A 15,093-nucleotide genomic window follows, 5' to 3' on the forward strand; every position below is an offset into this window, starting at 1 on the left:
AGGGGGTCCGGGGGCGGATCACCCCTGGTCAACACCGTAAACGCGATTGACCCGAGAAGGTGCTCTGCCGTCGGGGGGAGGATCTACTTCAATCTTGCCGCTGACCAGGGGCGGTGCCGAAGATGACCCACGCGAGGTGGTGGCCCATCTCCGAGTCTTTCGCCCGCACCGTTTGACGCTCGTAGATCAAGTCGAAGAACTCGCTGAGAGCCTCGTTTCCCACGTACCACCACGGTACGAAATTGGCGGTCAGTACATCGTCGTCCGGTAGGAGCTCGACCATTTTCCAGAACGAAGTGTCGTTGCTCCCGTAGTCGAAGTCCTCGTCGTCCCAGCTCTCGTCATCGTCCCAGTCCTCGTCGTCGAAGTCCTCAAGTTCATCTGGCGGACTGGTTGAGGACCGGACGACGTGCTCGACGTACCTGACGTTTTCATCGGGCGCCGGTCGGAACCAGAGCTTGCGCCCTGGCCGGAATACCGGTCCTAGGATGTCTAGTGGTCCCCATGGCATCCAGAAGAACTTGTATGGGAACTCATCGGTAGTTTCGAGGATCCCTTGTTCTGCCATTCGCCGTACGGCTCGCGTCAGCGCGACTCGCTCTGAACGCGGTGTGGCCTTCGTGACGAGTCCGCACATTTCTAGGGTGAACCATCGCCACCGATGCTTCACGCCGTTGTGCTGTTCGGCCAGCTTTATGGTCATTGCGTCCAGCAGTTGACGCTGTTTGACGCCGAAGCCTCGGGACATTCGACCAGCTTATCGGGCATCTCCGGGCTTAAGTGTTGTCTTTGTGGACATCCAAGGAGAGTGGTTTGCGACAATAGTTCCGGCCTTGAAAGAGGCACTGCCCCGGAGTCGTTGGCGCGACCCCGAGGCAGTCAATCTGTCCCTTCGAATATGTCTCGTCCCTCTCAAGAACGCTCCATCGAACGAAGGAAACACCTATGAAGGTACCTTCCCTCACCTCTCCTCGTAACTCTGATATTCCCGATGGGCGTCGTTGGGTGCCCTGGGTCGCGGCCGTACCTGCTGTTGTGGCGGGGTGCGTTGCGGCATGGATGTTCGACTGGACGGCCGGCATCACCACTGCGAACGGCGTGCTAGGTATCGTCGGACAGCTGACAAAACCACGGAAATCGGACTGATCCTGGTCTCTCGTGAAATGCCAGGTCATGGCCGGGCGGAGAACCGTTCGGCCATGACCCCGGCCATGTTGATCTATCCGGTCTGCTTCGAAGACACAGCGATAGTCGTTGGTGCCGATCTTCTTAAGAAAGTTTGCCGTTAAGCGGTGATCTCTTCTCGGGCGCGGCGGAGTGTGGCGTACATCGCGGAGCGCGACAGTCCGCTGATCTCGCAGAGCTGGGCTGCGGTGTATTCGCCGGATTCGTAGTCGGCGAGCAAGCGTTTGCGCTGCAGGGCGGACAGCTTCGGTTGCTTGCCTTTGAGTCGGCCAGCCTTTTTTGCTTCGGCCATGCCTTCGCGGGTGCGGGCGCGGATGAGGTCGGATTCGAACTCGGCCATCAGCGACAGCATGCCGAAGAAGAGTTTTCCGGTGGGATCGGTCGGGTCGTGGACGGAGCCGCCGATGCTCAATCGGGTGCCTTTGGCTTCGAGTTCGTCGGCGATCGCCCGGAGGTCGACGGCGGAGCGGCCGAGGCGGTCGAGTTTGGCGACGACGAGGGTGTCGCCTTCGCGGCAGGCGGCGAGGGCTTCGCGTAGACCGGGTCGGTGTCGGTTGCGTCCGGTGGTGTAGCCCTTGTCGGTGTAGAGCCGGTCGTCGGGGACTCCGAGGCGTTTGAGGGCTGTGCGTTGCGCTCGCAGGTCTTGGCCCGCGGTGCTGCATCGGGCATAGCCGATCAGGATTCCGTCCGTGAGGCGACGATAGTGCTGTTTGGGTCAGCTATACGGGACCGAAATGCAGGACGGTTAAACAGGACGGTCGGACGGCCGGCTTCCGCAGGACACGATCGAGTCCCGGGCCGTTGCGGGGTGTGCTGTTTGAGGATCGTCAATAGGACGACTCTTCTGCGGTGGGAACATCGGGGCAGGCTAGCTAGCCCGATTTCCCGTGAAAGAGGGGAGGAGCCGGTCACCGGGCCTCGATCTGTTCGCGCAGGATGTCTCCGTGGCCAGCATGTCGGGCGAACTCGGCAGTCATGTACACATAGATCCAGCGAAGGCTGACGACACCTCCCACGTGCGGATGCTCACGGGTCTCATCCAGGGGGATCCGCGCCGCGATAGATCTGGCTCGGGCGCTGGCACGTTCGAACTCCCCGATCACCTCGGTCACCGTCTCGTCATCGCCCACCTCGAACCCTCCGTGTGCCCACAGTGGGCCGTCGCATTCGTCATCAGAGAGTCGTCCGAGCGTGCGCTGGAACCACATTCGCTCGGCAAACGCGGCGTGTTTGACCAGGGATATCGGGGTTGTCAGCGAGGGCACGAGGCGGATTCTGGCGTCGGCTTCAGACAGGCCGCGCACCGTGTCGAGGAGATCGGCGCGTGCCTGGTCGAGCACGGTCTCGAGCAGTTCTCGTTCGGTGCCGGGAAGACGGATTGAAGTGGTCATCGTAGGTTGGCCCTTTCCTGGCCGGTCCGGCGCACGCCAGACAGACCGATCGGCTGGTGGTGGTTCGGAAACGGTTCGCCGGAAAGGAACCGGCGCCGGATGGTCGCGTGCTTCGCGACTAGGAATCCTGATTCTGCCGCCGATGGGATCGCAGCCACATCAGAAGTGGCGCAGCGGACCTTACGAAGGTACCACGTGAGAGCACCGCTACGCGCAAAACACCATCGGGCGCACGATCGTTCGGGGCGGTTTGCCGACGATGCGCAGTCGACGACTCCCCGCGACGGTGCACACGCCCTGCTGACGCACCGCGGTGCCGGCGAGCTGTGGTCCGGGGTGGGTCGGTGGACCTGATGGTGCCGCTGGCCGGAGTTGTCTCTGGCGCGAGACTGGCGACGAGAAAGTCAGGCCGTCCCTGGCGCCGTCCTACCGGCACGGGCATGCCGTGCGACCCTGGCGCGGTTCCCGCACACCGGTGAGCACCACTCTCGCCGAGGATGGGACTTGACGAAGAAGAGGATGCATCCCGGCGCGGGGCATGCCCGCACCTGGCCGATCAGATCCGGCATCAGCAGTCGGCACGCGTCGGACGCGACTTCGCCGAGCGCGATCAACCACGGATCGTCGACCTGCCACCGCCGCGTCACCACTACAGGGTTCCCGGGTGAGATTTCCAGGCGAGATCCGCTGTAGCGGCTGAATCCGTTGATGACCGCGAGGGAGTCGCCGTTGGGTACTGCGTGCTCGACAACGGACTGTAGGCAGCTGCGTAGCGCCTCGCGCAGCGAGAGGAACTGTTCGTGCGTGCGCGGGGTGCAGGCTCGTTCCACGAGAACCGCGGGTAGTTCATCACTGAACTGACCGGCATGTTCGCCCGCCCAGGCGGTGAGCTGGTCCGTGGTGGTCAGTGCGTCGACACGATGCCCCCGGAGTCCTCCGTCGATGTAGGTGGTGTTCACCAATTCCAGGGCGAGGGGTTCTCCGCTCACGGGCGCAGTCGGGGAGGGATGGGGCTGTCGCGTCATAGAACTAATGGTATCCCCGTTTGATTTGCGTTAGCTCTCGTGCTGCGATACCTAATTAACGGCCAAGCAATACACATCCATTAGCTTAGGGGGGATTCATGGACGGGTCCGTACTGCACAGCAGCTGGGGCACACGCATCACCGCAGTGGCGTTCATATCGCTGACCGGCGCCTTCGGGCTGAATCTGGCAATCGGCCAATTCATCCCGCCCTTGATGGGGCACTTCGGGTGGTCACTCGCAGCCACGAGCGGCACCGTCGCAGCGAGCACCCTCATGTGGGGGCTGGCCCAGCCGGTCATGGGTTGGCTCATCGACCGGTCGGGTCCACGAACGGTGATGACCGCCAGCGCCGCGCTGATGGGCCTGGCTTACCTTCTTCTCGCGGCCGTCACAGAGTTCTGGCAGTTCGTCCTGCTCTTCGGAATCATCGTCGCGATCGGATTCGCCGGCTGCAGCTCGATGCCCGCATCGGTCCTGGTGACGCGATGGCACGTACGCCGGCGCCCCCAGGCACTGGCGATCAGCTCGATGGGCATCAACGCCGGCCAACTACTGCTACTTCCGCTCGCAGGAGTCCTGATCTCCACGTTCGGATGGCAAACCGCCTTCGCGATCCTCGGCTGTGTGATGCTCGCCATCGTCGTTCCGGTCATCTGGTTCGGCGCCCGGAATGGCCCCGGCGATGTGGGACTGGAAACGGAGAAGACTCCCGTTCCGACGCTCGCTGCAACCAGCCTTCATCAAGCACTGAAAGATCCTCAGTTCTGGCTGATCGGCCTCAGCTTCGCGGGATGCGGTTATTCGCTCTACATGTTCACCACCCACATGCCGAAACTCGCGGTGGAGCTGGGGCTCGGGACCTCTGCCGCCGGATGGCTGATGGCGCTCGTCGCAGTGTGCAGTGCGGTCGAACGCGGCACTGATGCGCATTGCCAGGTCCAGACTCGGCCGCTGATCTCCCCGCTCGAGGGCGCCGATCGTCTGTACGTGCGCCCCGCTCAGTTCCGCCAAGTGTCGGCGGGACAGTCCCAGGGTGCGACGTAGATCCCGAATTACATTGCCGATGCGACGTGCCGACCCGTTCCGAGACATACAGCTATTTTAGAAAAACCCAACGAAAAAGTATTGTTTCAAAACGAAGTGATGGGTCAACTCAGCTGGAGCGGGTTGCGTCGGATCCCCCTGAATGACCGACCCCGAGCTCACCACCGGGCAGGACCCGGCATTCCCGCCCACCGGACGATGCAGTAGCCGTCGAGAAAGAAGGTCCTGCTGGGGATGCCGATAATTCACCGGGATACGGACAGTTCAGCGCACGGACCTGCCATGTCGCCACGTTCACAGGACGGGCCTGTCACGACCCTGGACGAAGCTCGACGAGAACACCGACTTCCTGGATCCACGGTCCTTCCGGCGGCCGGACCAGACCCACCCCACCCTATGAGCCCTGCTCGGAAATCGGTATGGCAGGTATTCGACCGTCCGCGAACCCTTGCTGGCCATCGCGGACGGAGCCGACTGACATGAAATCGAGAAACTGGCGAGTTCGATACCCGGGGAAGTGTTCGACGGAGGCACTGTCGGCGAGCCAGCCGACGCGAAATGCAGCAATCGCCGTCTGCGGTCCGCCGTGGCGCCCAAACCGCCGGCCGACACGAACATCCGTTCATATGCGGGTGCGGCTGACGTCGGACTCTCACAGCCGGGCTCGCGCCGTTCGGTGCTGTTCGCTGATCTCAGCTGAGTCTAGCTATGTGTACCGAGTGCCTTGATGGCCTTTGTGGGGACTTGGCCGAAGAACGTGTACAACCGCGGCTGCGACAGCTTCGGGCGTCAGAGTCGATGTGTCAATGCTTGTGAATGCCGTGCGTATCCACTCGGCAGTGTTGAAGTGATCAAAATGACCAAGCCGCCAGCGCAATGCATCCTGCTCTTCTGTGTCCTCGGTGACGCGACGTCGATGCTCGCCGGAGTCTACGTACAGGGCGACGCCAGTCACATCGACTCGTGGATCGAGTGCGGCTCTGATCTGTGTCCAGTAGGACTCGTCGGTGATGGTCTGGGGAACGATGACCAACTGCGGGCCGTCATCCGGTAGTTCGTGCACGACTGCATTGAGCGTTGCGGCAACGAGTGTGCGCCACGCGCTCCACATCTGGAAGTCGCGCACGGCTGCAACTGGTTGGAGCACAGGACGTAGTAGTGCGCCGACCGCTTCAGGGTCGACAATGACTGACCCTGGAATAGCGTGGGCGAGTAGGCGTGCAGCTGTTGTCTTGCCGGCTCCGAAAGCGCCGTTGATCCAGACGATGCGCCTGCACTCGGCCTGCCGATCGGACACCCCGCTTGCCGTACTTGTCATGCCTTGTTCGTCCCCCATCGATCCGGCCCTCGAGCTGCGTGCGGAAGGCAAGTGCCCGACGGCACTGCGAGCGAGCGTTTTCCCAGTAGAACAGTAGTATTGGAGAGACCCTAGGCACGATTGGGCAGAAGGGTTGGCAATTGGACCACTCGCGTGTCACTTCACACCGAGAACCTACAACCAGTGTAGGTTCTCGCCGGACGTGTCAGTAGGACGGTCCTTGGAACTGTGGGTTTCCAAATTCGTGTCAGTCCGGGTTCTCACGAACTTGTCGGAACCCTCAGAAATTCCGGTCTCGTCTTACTGACCGTTTCAGAATGACCTCATGTGTTCGCAGGGTCGTCCGCTCGACAACGTAATCAACTCGATCCTGCCTGCCGACAGAGTTTCTAGTAGCCCATCACTGCGTGGGCGCTGTGATGCTGGACGATACGAGGCGGCGCGTACGGTGCCGGCCAGATCTGCAGCTTGTATCGCTCGACCACCTCGTCGACGACGAGATCCCACGCCAGGTCGCGTCCTGCGGCATAGGCACGGACCCGATAGGTTCCGGTGCCGGCCGAGAGCACCGTGTCCGGGAATCCATCGACGGGTTCCTCCGCGCCGGTGAGGACCGTGGCGATATCCGAGTAGGTCTGCAGCGAGGCTTCCTCGATGTCTTCCCACCCGCTGTCGACGAGATCGGGAGCATCACCGAGGACCTCGACCTGCAGGTCGAGTGGTCCCATGGACATCCCCGTGTACACGTAGACCATCCCGGTGTCGGCAGCGAGCAGACCGAAGCCTGGCTCGGGCAACGGAGGAAGTTCTTCCCAAGCCCGATCGTCCGCGTCTTTCACGCAGAACATTCGGTCGACGCTGGCTCTGCCGGTGTACAACATCGTGTCTCTCCTTCTGCGACCGAAGCAGTCGATCGGCAGAGGACCGACCGTACGTCCCAGTGGTCCGTGCCCCTCGCACATCATAGGAAAGGCCGGCTGATGGCCGAGGTGATGCGGCGTGAAGCAACTGGGATTGCATCGTCCGATCGGCGCTGATCGGCGGTGCTCGAAGTTCGCGTCAGGCCCGGCGTGACCACGGCTGGTGGCCCGACCAGAACATCCCGGAATAGTGCCGATGATGGGTGACTGCGGACTTTCCGTACTGGCAGTCCCAGGATCATCCGATGGGGATCTGCCGCAGCGAGGGTCGTCGCGACAGGAGCGCCTGAGTCCTGCACGTACCTGACCTCAAATCTCGCTGCTCCGGGGCACTTTTCCGGCTCCCGAAACTGACACGAATTTGAGAAATTGACACGCCGCTGACGGCCAACTGACATGAAATCGAGAAACTGACACTGAAACCGAGAACCTACAACCAGGGTAAAACTCGTGGGTTCGGCGTCCCGGCGATATGTCACTCATGGTTTGTGCGGTGTCGGTGCTGCTAATTGCCATTAGCGCACCATCACCGTCGAAACCCCTGCTGAGCGCGTTTTCCTGCTCGAGAGTGTCGGTGCGGGGCGGTAGGCTCTCGTTTCGTGCCCGACGACCTGGTGATGCGCCATCCGGACCCCTCCGACGCCTCCGTGCCGACCGCCTCGGAGCGCGCCACGCCGTCCGTGCCGGCCTTGCCGGTCGAGACCCTCACGCAGGTGGCCGGGACGGCGGCGCGGTCGCGGTCCGAGTCGACCCGCCGGAACTATGCCGCCGATTGGCAGCGCTTCACCGCGTGGTGTGCGCGGGAAGGGCACAGCCCGTTGCCGGCGCATCCGCTCACCGTCGCCGCCTACCTCCTGGGCGCCGCCGCAACCGTCACGGAAGTGGGGGAGCGGGCCTACTCACCCTCGACGCTGGCCCGGTGGGTCGCCGGGATCGGCTTCCACCACCGCCGCGCCGGCCATCCCGCTCCCGGGGCGGACGAGCTGGTCACCGCGACCCTGTCCGGGATCCGCCGCGATTACGCCGCGGTGGGGGAGCGGCCCCGCACTCCGCGGGCGCCGCTGCTGACCGCCGACGTCGTCACCATCGTCGAGCGTGCGCGGGCCGACTGCGGCAGCTGGGCCGCGGAGGTCCTCGAACGCCGCGACTCCGCCATCTTCTTGTTGGGGTTCGCCGGGGCGTTCCGGCGCAGCGAACTCGTCGCGCTGACGTGCAGTGATGTCTCGCTGCACCGGCTCGACGGCCTGCACATCAAGCTCCGGAAATCGAAGACCGATCAGGAGGGGCGGGGGAGTGTCCGGGCCCTGCCGTTCACCCACTCGCACACGAGTTGTCCGCCGTGTGCGTGGCTGCGGTGGGCGCAGGTCGTCGCCGCATTCGACGCCGGGGGCCGGCCCGCCGTCATCCGTCTGCTCCGCACTGCCGAACCGTTCGCAGCGCACGTGTGCCGCGGGTCGCGGCCGCGCATGGTGCCGAGCTCGCCCCTGTTGCGGTCGATCCGTAAGAACGGCAACCTCTCCGACACCGCGTTGTCGGGGGCGGCCGTGCACAAGGCGATCCGCCGCCGCGCCGCACAGGCCGGTTACGACCCCGAGATCGTCCAACAGCTCGGTGGGCATTCGCTGCGGGCTGGGTTCGTCACCCAGGCCTTCCGCAACGGCGCGAGCGCGCACGCGATCATGCGCCAGACCGGGCACAGCACCCCCGCCATGCTCGAAACCTACGCCCGCGAACACGCCCCGCTCATCGGCAACGCTGTCACGAATCTCGGATTGTGACCGCGATGACCAGTACCGAACGAGAAGACATCCGCCGCAACGATGTTCACGAGGCCGACTTGGGCCTGCGGATCCCGGTCCGCTATCGCCACGACTGGGCGCTGTTCGCCGACTGGTGCACTGCGGCCGACCGGTCGCCGATTCCGGCTGGCCCCGAGACCCTGGCGCTGTTCCTGCACGAGCACCCCGCGGCGGTCGCGACGCAGCGACGCCGTCTGTCGGCGATCAACGCCGTCCATACCGATCACGGCTACCCGGCCCCGGGGAGGACCGAGACGGTGCGCCGGCACCTCGACACCACCCGCGCCGAACGCTTCGATCGGCTGTCTCGGCTTCTGCTGCAGACAGCGGCCGAGCTGCCCACCACCGGATGGACGAGCGGACTGTTCGGCCGCCGCGACGCCCTCCTGCTCGTCCTTGCCGCCACCGGCATGAGCTTCACCGACATCACCCGGCTGCGCCGCCGCGACATCCGCCTCGACGGCGACATCCTCGTGGTCACCACCCGGGCCGGCGAACGATTCCGTCTCCCACCGGATCCCGAGACCGGGGACAACCCCGCGGTCGAGCTCTATCGGCGGTGGGCGGAGATCCAGGCGTTTCTCGACCAGTATCCGGGCACGCATCTGCTGCGCCATCACCTGACCGATCCGATCGAGATCATCGTCGATCCGCTCGATGTGGAGCAGGCCCGGCAACCGTTGCTGTGTCCGATCGACCGCTGGGGACACCTCCCCTATGCGCAACCGATGACTCCGCAGTCGGTGTCGGTGCTGGTGCGGGCTCATCTGTCCGGCCGGGCCCCGGTGCGTCGGGCGCTACCTGTCCCCCAACGGGACGACGTTGATACCTGGGTCGAGCCGGAGATCGAACTCGACTCCGGTTACTACGAGCGTGGGACCGCTGCCCGCAGCCGCGATCACGAGGCACTCGAAGACCTCACCGATATGTTCGACGAGATCGAAGCCCGAACCGATGCACTATTCCAGGATTTGATGGGAGTTCTGGAGGGACTGTAGTCGGCAGATACGGGCAGGATCGGCCGGAAGATTCAGGCAAGCAATACAGGTAATGCAAGCGAATACCGCGATCGGTCTGCCTTGGGGTAGCCGTAGCATCCGCCGGAAATCGGGCGGATTTGGCGTATCCGACTGGTGGGCACGGGGTTTCGAGTTCGGCATGCGCTGTCGACTGGTTGGTGCTTGACTGCCGATGATGATGTTGGTCGGTGCTGGTGGAGGCTGGGGTCGTGGCGACGCGGATGTTCGCGGACGAGGAGTTGGAACGACTGCGGGGATTCCCGGAGATCAGCCGCGAGGAGCTGTTCCGGTACTTCACGCTGACGCCTGCGGATCTGGCGTTCGTGGATCCGGGCCGGGGCCGGGGCCCAGCCGAGCGGCTGGGCTTGGCGATCGCGTTGTGTACGCTGCCGTGGCTGGGATTCGTGCCGGATCGGCTGGTCACGGCTCCGCCGGTGGCGGTGGCTCGTGTCGCCGAGCAGTTGCGGTTGGATCCGGTGGTGATCGGTGCCTACGGCAGGCGAGCCAAGACCCGCACCGAGCATGTGCGCCTGGCCGCGCGGTACCTGGGATGGCGTGCGGTCGGTGCGCTCGAGTTCAAGGAGCTCGATGAGTTCCTGCTCGCGCGGGCGATGGAGCACGATTCCCCGACTCTGCTGTTCCGGCTGGCGTGTGAGTATCTGATCTCGGCGAAGGTGATCCGGCCAGGCCCGGTCACCGTGGTCGAGCGGGTCGCCCACGCCCGCCACCAGGCCCAGACCGAAACCTATGACCGGCTCGCTCACGAGTTCACTGCGGCGCGGTGCGCGGAGTTGGACGGCTTGCTTGTCACCGACGCTTCGCTGGGGATCTCGCGGTTGCGGTGGCTGTCGACCGGGCCGGTGGAGGCCTCGGCGGCCGCGGTCCGCGCCGAGGTCGACAAGCTGGGTTTCCTGCGCGGGTTGGGCGCTGATCGGCTGGATATGTCGGTGCTGCCCGCCGAGCGGCGCCGGTTTTTGGCCACGATGGGCCGGCGCCTGAGTCCGCAAGCGCTGCAACGTCGGGATCCGCAACGCCGGTATCCGATCCTGCTCACGGTGCTGGCCCAGTCCGGCACCGATGTCCTCGATGAGGTCGTGGCGTTGTTCGATCAGGCGATCTCGGTGAAATTCGGTGCTGCCGAACGGAAGATGCAGCAGCGGCTGGCCGAACGAGGGAAGACTGGAGAGGACCGTCAGGCGCTGCTGGACGATCTGTTGGAAATCGTCACCGACCCCGGCGTTCCGGATGAGGAGATCGGTGCGCTGATCCGCGGCGAGAAGATCGGGTGGGAGCGCCTGCGCGCGGCGATCGCCCAGGCCAAGCCCAGGTTGCCGCGTGATCACGGGCATCTGGCGGCGTTGGATTCCTCCTACAACTACCTGCGTCAGTTCACCCCCGCGGTGCTCGAAGCGGTGCGCTTCTGCGGCGGTACCGCCGCGACCGAGTTGCTGATCGCGGTGAACATGCTGCGCGAGTTGAACGCGACCGGGCGGCGCAAGGTCTTCGATGACGCCCCGACCGGGTTCGTGCCGATGAAGTGGCGCGGCTACCTCGACGAGGCCCGCAAATCCGGCAGCGCGACCGCGTATCGGCACTACTGGGAGTTGTGTGTGCTGCTCGGATTGCGTGACGGGTTGCGCAGCGGGGATGTGTTCGTGCCGGGCTCGCGCCGTTACGCCGACCCGGCCGCCTACCTGCTCACCACCGGGCAGTGGGAACCGCAACGCGTTGAGTTCTGCGGCCTGGTCGGGCGATCCGCCGATCCTGGCGTCGCGCTGGCCACCGTGGTCGCCGAACTGCACGACGCTCTCGGTGAGCTGGAGGAGGTGCTGGCCGGCGGGGACGGCCCGGTCCGGCTGGACGAGGGCGGGGATCTGGTGATCTCGCCGCTGAGCGCGGAAGATGTTCCCGCCGAGGCGATCACGCTCAAGGCCGAGCTGACCGAAATGCTGCCGTTCGCGCCGATCGTGTCGCTGCTGATCGAGCTGGACAAACGCACCGGCTACCTGGACTGCTTCACCCACGCCGGCGGTCAGGCCACCCGGACGCCGGAGCTCAAACGCAACCTGATCGCGGTACTGCTGGCGCACTCGACGAACCTGGGGTTGACCCGGATGGCCGAGGCGTGCGGAATCACCTACGACATCCTGGCCTGGACCGACGAGTGGTATGTGCGCGAGGAGACCCTGCGCGCGGCCAACCTGGTACTGGTCGGCTACCACCAGCGGCTGCCGCTGACCGCGGTGTTCGGCGCCGGAACACTGTCGTCGAGCGACGGGCAGCGTTTCCCGACGCGCGGTAAGTCGACCACGGCGCGGCCGTTGAGCCGCTATTTCGCCAGCGAGGGCCTGTCGACCTACACCCATGTCAGCGACACCCACGCCACCTACGGCACCAAGGTCATCGTGGCGACCAAACGCGAAGCCCACTACGTGCTCGATGAGATCCTGGGCAACGCCACCGATCTGCCGATCACCGAGCACGCCACCGACACCCACGGGGTCACCCTGGTCAACTTCGGGTTGTTCGACCTGCTCGGGATGCAGCTCTCGCCACGGATCCGGGATCTGGGGCGGATCACCCTGTACCGGCCGGGCCCGCGCGCCGAGGCCGAGGCCCGGTTCCCGCACGCGGGCCCGCTGATGACCCGCAAGGCCAACCTGGGTTTGATCGCCGAGCACTGGGACGATCTGCTGCGGTTGGCCGGATCGCTGAAGTTCGGGCACGCCACCGCGTCGCTGTTGGTCGGCAAGCTGTCGGCGTCGGGGCGGCAGAACACCCTGGCCGCGGCGCTCAAGGAGTACGGGGCGCTGCGGCGCACCATTTACGCCGCGAGATACCTCTCCGATCCGGACTACCGGCGCAAGATCTCGCGGCAGCTCAACAAGGGCGAGTCGCTGCACGCGCTGCGCCGCGACCTGCTCTATGCCCATGAGGGGATGATCCGGGCGCGCCACCTCGAGGACCAGACCGAGCAGGCCTGGTGCCTGACCTTGACGACCAACGCTGTGATCGCCTGGACCACAGAGTATTACGGGTTCGCTGTCGAGCAGATGCGCCGGACCGGGCAGCGTATCGATGACGAGGTCCTGGCCCACATCAGCCCGGCCCACAGTGCCAACATCAACTTCTTCGGCGCGATCGAGGTCGACATCGACGCCGAGCTGGCCCAGCTGGGCCCGACCGGGTACCGGCCGCTGCGGGTGCGCGACACCTTGTTCTGACCGCGCGGAACCGGGGCCCGTGGTTACGGCGTGGCGATGTCGATAGCGGTGTCTGCTGGCGTGGGTGTTCGGTGGGCGGTGAGGAAGTTGTCGACGAGCCGGGTGCAGTCGTCGTGGTCGATGCTGCGTAATCCGGTGAGACGGGCGAACACGATCGGGCCGAGGAGTTCGATGATGGCGAAGGTGGTGTCGAGCTCGCCGAGCATCGCGCGGGCCTCGGGACTGGTGAGGATCTGGTCGAACGGGTGGCGGTACTGCTCGATGACGCGCGCGCGCAGCGAGGTGACCGCGGCCGGGTCGGGGTGGTCCTCGCCGATGGAACCCATCGCCAGCCAGGCCAGGGTGGTCATCTGCACCGGAGCCTGTTCGATGAGGTCGGCCTGGCTGGCGAGCAGCGCCAGGAGCCGCTCACGCACGGGCCCGGTGCCGGTCGGTGTGTCGACCTGGGGAAGTAGTCGTTCGAAAGTCGCCGCGAGCAGCTGGGTGGTGCTGCCGAAGTGCCGGTAGAGGGTGGCGCGGGCGACCTTCGACACGCGGGTGACCGCCTCGACGGTGACCGCCTCGACACCGCCGGTGGACAGCAGATGGGTGGCCGCGTCGAGCAACCGGTTGCGTGAGCGCGCCAGTCGCGGATCGGCCTGCTCGTCGTCCGCGGCGAGCGGGTCGGTCGCCGCCGGGCCTGGGTCGGTCATGGACGCGCCTTCCTCCGAATTCGTGTCGTTGAACTCTTGATATGGGTGAACTCTATCCCACCCCCCAACCACTATGATACGAATGGTCTCGTACAGATACCGTTGGTCTTCAAAGTCGGGGAGGTGCCGGTGGCCACACCCGGAACGGACACTGTCGAGATCGCCCGCTGGACCAGGGCCCAGTGGTGGATGCTGGCGGTGTCGTGCCTGGCGGTGGCGCTGGTGGTCGCGGCGATGGCGGCGTTGTATTCGGCGTTGCCGCAGATCGCGCTTGCGACCGGGGCCACCCAAGCCCAGCTGACCTGGATCGTCGACGGCTACACGCTGGTGCTGGCGTGTCTGGTGCTGCCCGCCGGCGCCGTCGGTGACCGTTACGGGCGCCGCGTGGTGCTGGTGGTGGGGTTGGTGGTGTTCGCCGCCGCCTCGGCGCTGCCGCTGCTGCTGTCCGACCCGGCCTGGTTGATCGCGACGCGCGCGCTGGCCGGGGCAGGCGCCGCGCTGGTGATGCCCTCGACGCTGTCGATCCTCACTGCAGGGTTCGCCCCCGCTCATCGCGGCCGGGCGGTGGGGATATGGGCCGGGGTCGCCGGATCCGGGGCGATACTGGGGATTCTCGGTGCCGGGGTGCTGCTCGAACGATGGTCGTGGCTATCGGTGTTCGTAGGGTTGACCGTGGCCGGGGCGGTGCTGGCGGGGTTGGCGTGCACCATCGCCGAGTCCCGCCAGCGCGAGCATCCGCAGGTGGACTGGGTGGGCGCGGTGGCGGTGGCGGTCGCTGTCGCGGCGATCGTGTTCGCCGTGATCGAGTTCCCCGCGCGCGGCTGGGCCGACCCGCTCGTCGCCGCCGCCGCCGGGGTCGGCGTGGCCGCGACGGCGGCCTTCGTGGTCGTCGAGCTGCGCTCGGCGGCGCCGCTGCTGGATGTGCGGTTGTTCGCCCGCCGTGGTTTCGGTGCCGGGTCGCTGTCGGTGACCATCCAGTTCCTGGTCACCTTCGGGGTATTCCTGCTGCTTGTGCAGTACCTGCAGCTGGTCTTCGGTTACGGGCCGCTGGCCTCGGCGCTGGCGTTGGCGCCGATGGTGGTGCCGCTGGTCGTGATCTCGGTGATCGCGCCGTGGCTGTCGAGCCTGGTCGGGTTACGGGTGATGACCGTGGCCGGCCTGCTCACCATCGCCGCCGGGCTGGTGCTGGTGAGCCGGCTGACACTCGCCGCGCACTACCTCGACCTGCTGTGGCCGCTGCTGATCATGAGCGCGGGCCTGGGATTGTGCACCGCGCCGGCGACCTATGCCATCGTCGCCGACACCCCCGAGGCCAAACACGGGGTCGCCGCCGCGGTCAACGACGCCGCCCGCGAGATCGGCGCCGCGATCGGGATCGCCGTGGCCGGCAGCGTGCTGGCCGCCGGCTACACCCACCGCATCCAGCCCGCCCTGCCCCAGTTGCCCGAGCCCGCCCGCGGCCCGGTCGCCGATT

The 15,093-nt window shown here is 65.6% G+C and carries 11 protein-coding genes and 2 pseudogenes; 5 read left to right on the top strand and 8 right to left on the bottom strand.

Annotated elements, in window-relative coordinates:
* Window positions 1–88: 88 nt before the first annotated feature.
* The 4 genes from A8G18_RS04570 to A8G18_RS04585 form a co-directional block, all read right to left on the bottom strand.
* Window positions 89–748 carry a hypothetical protein gene (locus A8G18_RS04570; protein ID WP_064062913.1) on the bottom strand — a complete coding sequence of 220 codons (660 nt, stop codon included), beginning with the start codon at window positions 746–748 and terminating at the stop codon, window positions 89–91.
* A gap of 537 nt (window positions 749–1,285) precedes the next feature.
* Window positions 1,286–1,867 carry a recombinase family protein gene (locus A8G18_RS04575; protein WP_064062914.1) on the bottom strand — a complete coding sequence of 194 codons (582 nt, stop codon included), beginning with the start codon at window positions 1,865–1,867 and terminating at the stop codon, window positions 1,286–1,288.
* Between the two features lie 226 nt (window positions 1,868–2,093).
* Window positions 2,094–2,576, bottom strand: a complete 483-nt coding sequence (locus tag A8G18_RS04580; RefSeq protein ID WP_064062915.1) for a DinB family protein — start codon at window positions 2,574–2,576, stop codon at window positions 2,094–2,096.
* Window positions 2,577–2,980: 404 nt separating this feature from the next.
* Complete coding sequence (locus A8G18_RS04585) at window positions 2,981–3,565, bottom strand: CGNR zinc finger domain-containing protein (protein ID WP_245207775.1); 585 nt, start codon at window positions 3,563–3,565, stop codon at window positions 2,981–2,983.
* A 134-nt stretch (window positions 3,566–3,699) separates the two neighbouring features.
* Here A8G18_RS04585 and A8G18_RS23300 point away from each other — a divergent pair.
* Window positions 3,700–4,443 (top strand): annotated as a pseudogene (locus A8G18_RS23300) (MFS transporter); the annotation flags it as partial.
* A 123-nt stretch (window positions 4,444–4,566) separates the two neighbouring features.
* On the opposite strand, the pseudogene A8G18_RS23305 reads toward A8G18_RS23300, so the two are convergent.
* From A8G18_RS23305 to A8G18_RS04605, 3 genes and pseudogenes are all read right to left on the bottom strand, one after another.
* A pseudogene (locus tag A8G18_RS23305) lies at window positions 4,567–4,695 on the bottom strand (hypothetical protein); the annotation flags it as partial.
* Between the two features lie 658 nt (window positions 4,696–5,353).
* Window positions 5,354–5,965 carry a P-loop nucleotide/nucleoside kinase family protein gene (locus A8G18_RS22715; protein WP_147290724.1) on the bottom strand — a complete coding sequence of 204 codons (612 nt, stop codon included), beginning with the start codon at window positions 5,963–5,965 and terminating at the stop codon, window positions 5,354–5,356.
* Between the two features lie 389 nt (window positions 5,966–6,354).
* Window positions 6,355–6,762, bottom strand: a complete 408-nt coding sequence (locus A8G18_RS04605; protein ID WP_245207776.1) for a hypothetical protein — start codon at window positions 6,760–6,762, stop codon at window positions 6,355–6,357.
* Window positions 6,763–7,484: 722 nt separating this feature from the next.
* On the opposite strand from A8G18_RS04605, the gene A8G18_RS04610 reads away from it, so the two are divergent.
* The 3 genes from A8G18_RS04610 (at window position 7,485) to A8G18_RS04620 (ending at window position 12,927) form a co-directional block, all read left to right on the top strand.
* A complete protein-coding gene (locus A8G18_RS04610) occupies window positions 7,485–8,663 on the top strand; it encodes a tyrosine-type recombinase/integrase (protein ID WP_115311624.1) in 1,179 nt (392 codons plus the stop codon).
* A gap of 5 nt (window positions 8,664–8,668) precedes the next feature.
* The gene (locus tag A8G18_RS04615; protein ID WP_064062921.1) at window positions 8,669–9,682 is read left to right on the top strand and encodes a hypothetical protein; all 1,014 of its coding nucleotides are present in this window, start codon (window positions 8,669–8,671) and stop codon (window positions 9,680–9,682) included.
* A gap of 230 nt (window positions 9,683–9,912) precedes the next feature.
* Window positions 9,913–12,927, top strand: coding sequence for a Tn3 family transposase (locus A8G18_RS04620; RefSeq protein ID WP_039583599.1), 3,015 nt, complete (start codon window positions 9,913–9,915; stop codon window positions 12,925–12,927).
* A 23-nt stretch (window positions 12,928–12,950) separates the two neighbouring features.
* Here A8G18_RS04620 and A8G18_RS04625 read toward each other — a convergent pair whose 3' ends face one another.
* Window positions 12,951–13,619 (bottom strand): TetR/AcrR family transcriptional regulator, encoded by a 669-nt coding sequence (locus A8G18_RS04625; protein ID WP_006554624.1) that lies wholly within the window; start codon window positions 13,617–13,619, stop codon window positions 12,951–12,953.
* Window positions 13,620–13,748: 129 nt separating this feature from the next.
* On the opposite strand from A8G18_RS04625, the gene A8G18_RS04630 reads away from it, so the two are divergent.
* Window positions 13,749–15,093: MFS transporter (locus tag A8G18_RS04630; RefSeq protein ID WP_084421502.1), on the top strand; the 1,345-nt coding region annotated here is incomplete at its 3' end.

The sequence above is a fragment of the Rhodococcus gordoniae genome (genome assembly GCF_001646655.1).
Classification (GTDB): Bacteria; Actinomycetota; Actinomycetes; order Mycobacteriales; family Mycobacteriaceae; genus Rhodococcus; species Rhodococcus gordoniae.

Excerpts from the sequence above, each read along its gene's own strand:
- A8G18_RS22715 (WP_147290724.1), bottom strand. The coding sequence starts at position 5,965 with ATGACAAGTACGGCAAGCGGGGTGTCCGATCGGCAGGCCGAGTGCAGG.
- A8G18_RS04580 (WP_064062915.1), bottom strand. The coding sequence starts at position 2,576 with ATGACCACTTCAATCCGTCTTCCCGGCACCGAACGAGAACTGCTCGAG.
- A8G18_RS04615 (WP_064062921.1), top strand. The coding sequence starts at position 8,669 with ATGACCAGTACCGAACGAGAAGACATCCGCCGCAACGATGTTCACGAG.
- A8G18_RS04625 (WP_006554624.1), bottom strand. The coding sequence starts at position 13,619 with ATGACCGACCCAGGCCCGGCGGCGACCGACCCGCTCGCCGCGGACGAC.
- A8G18_RS04570 (WP_064062913.1), bottom strand. The coding sequence starts at position 748 with ATGTCCCGAGGCTTCGGCGTCAAACAGCGTCAACTGCTGGACGCAATG.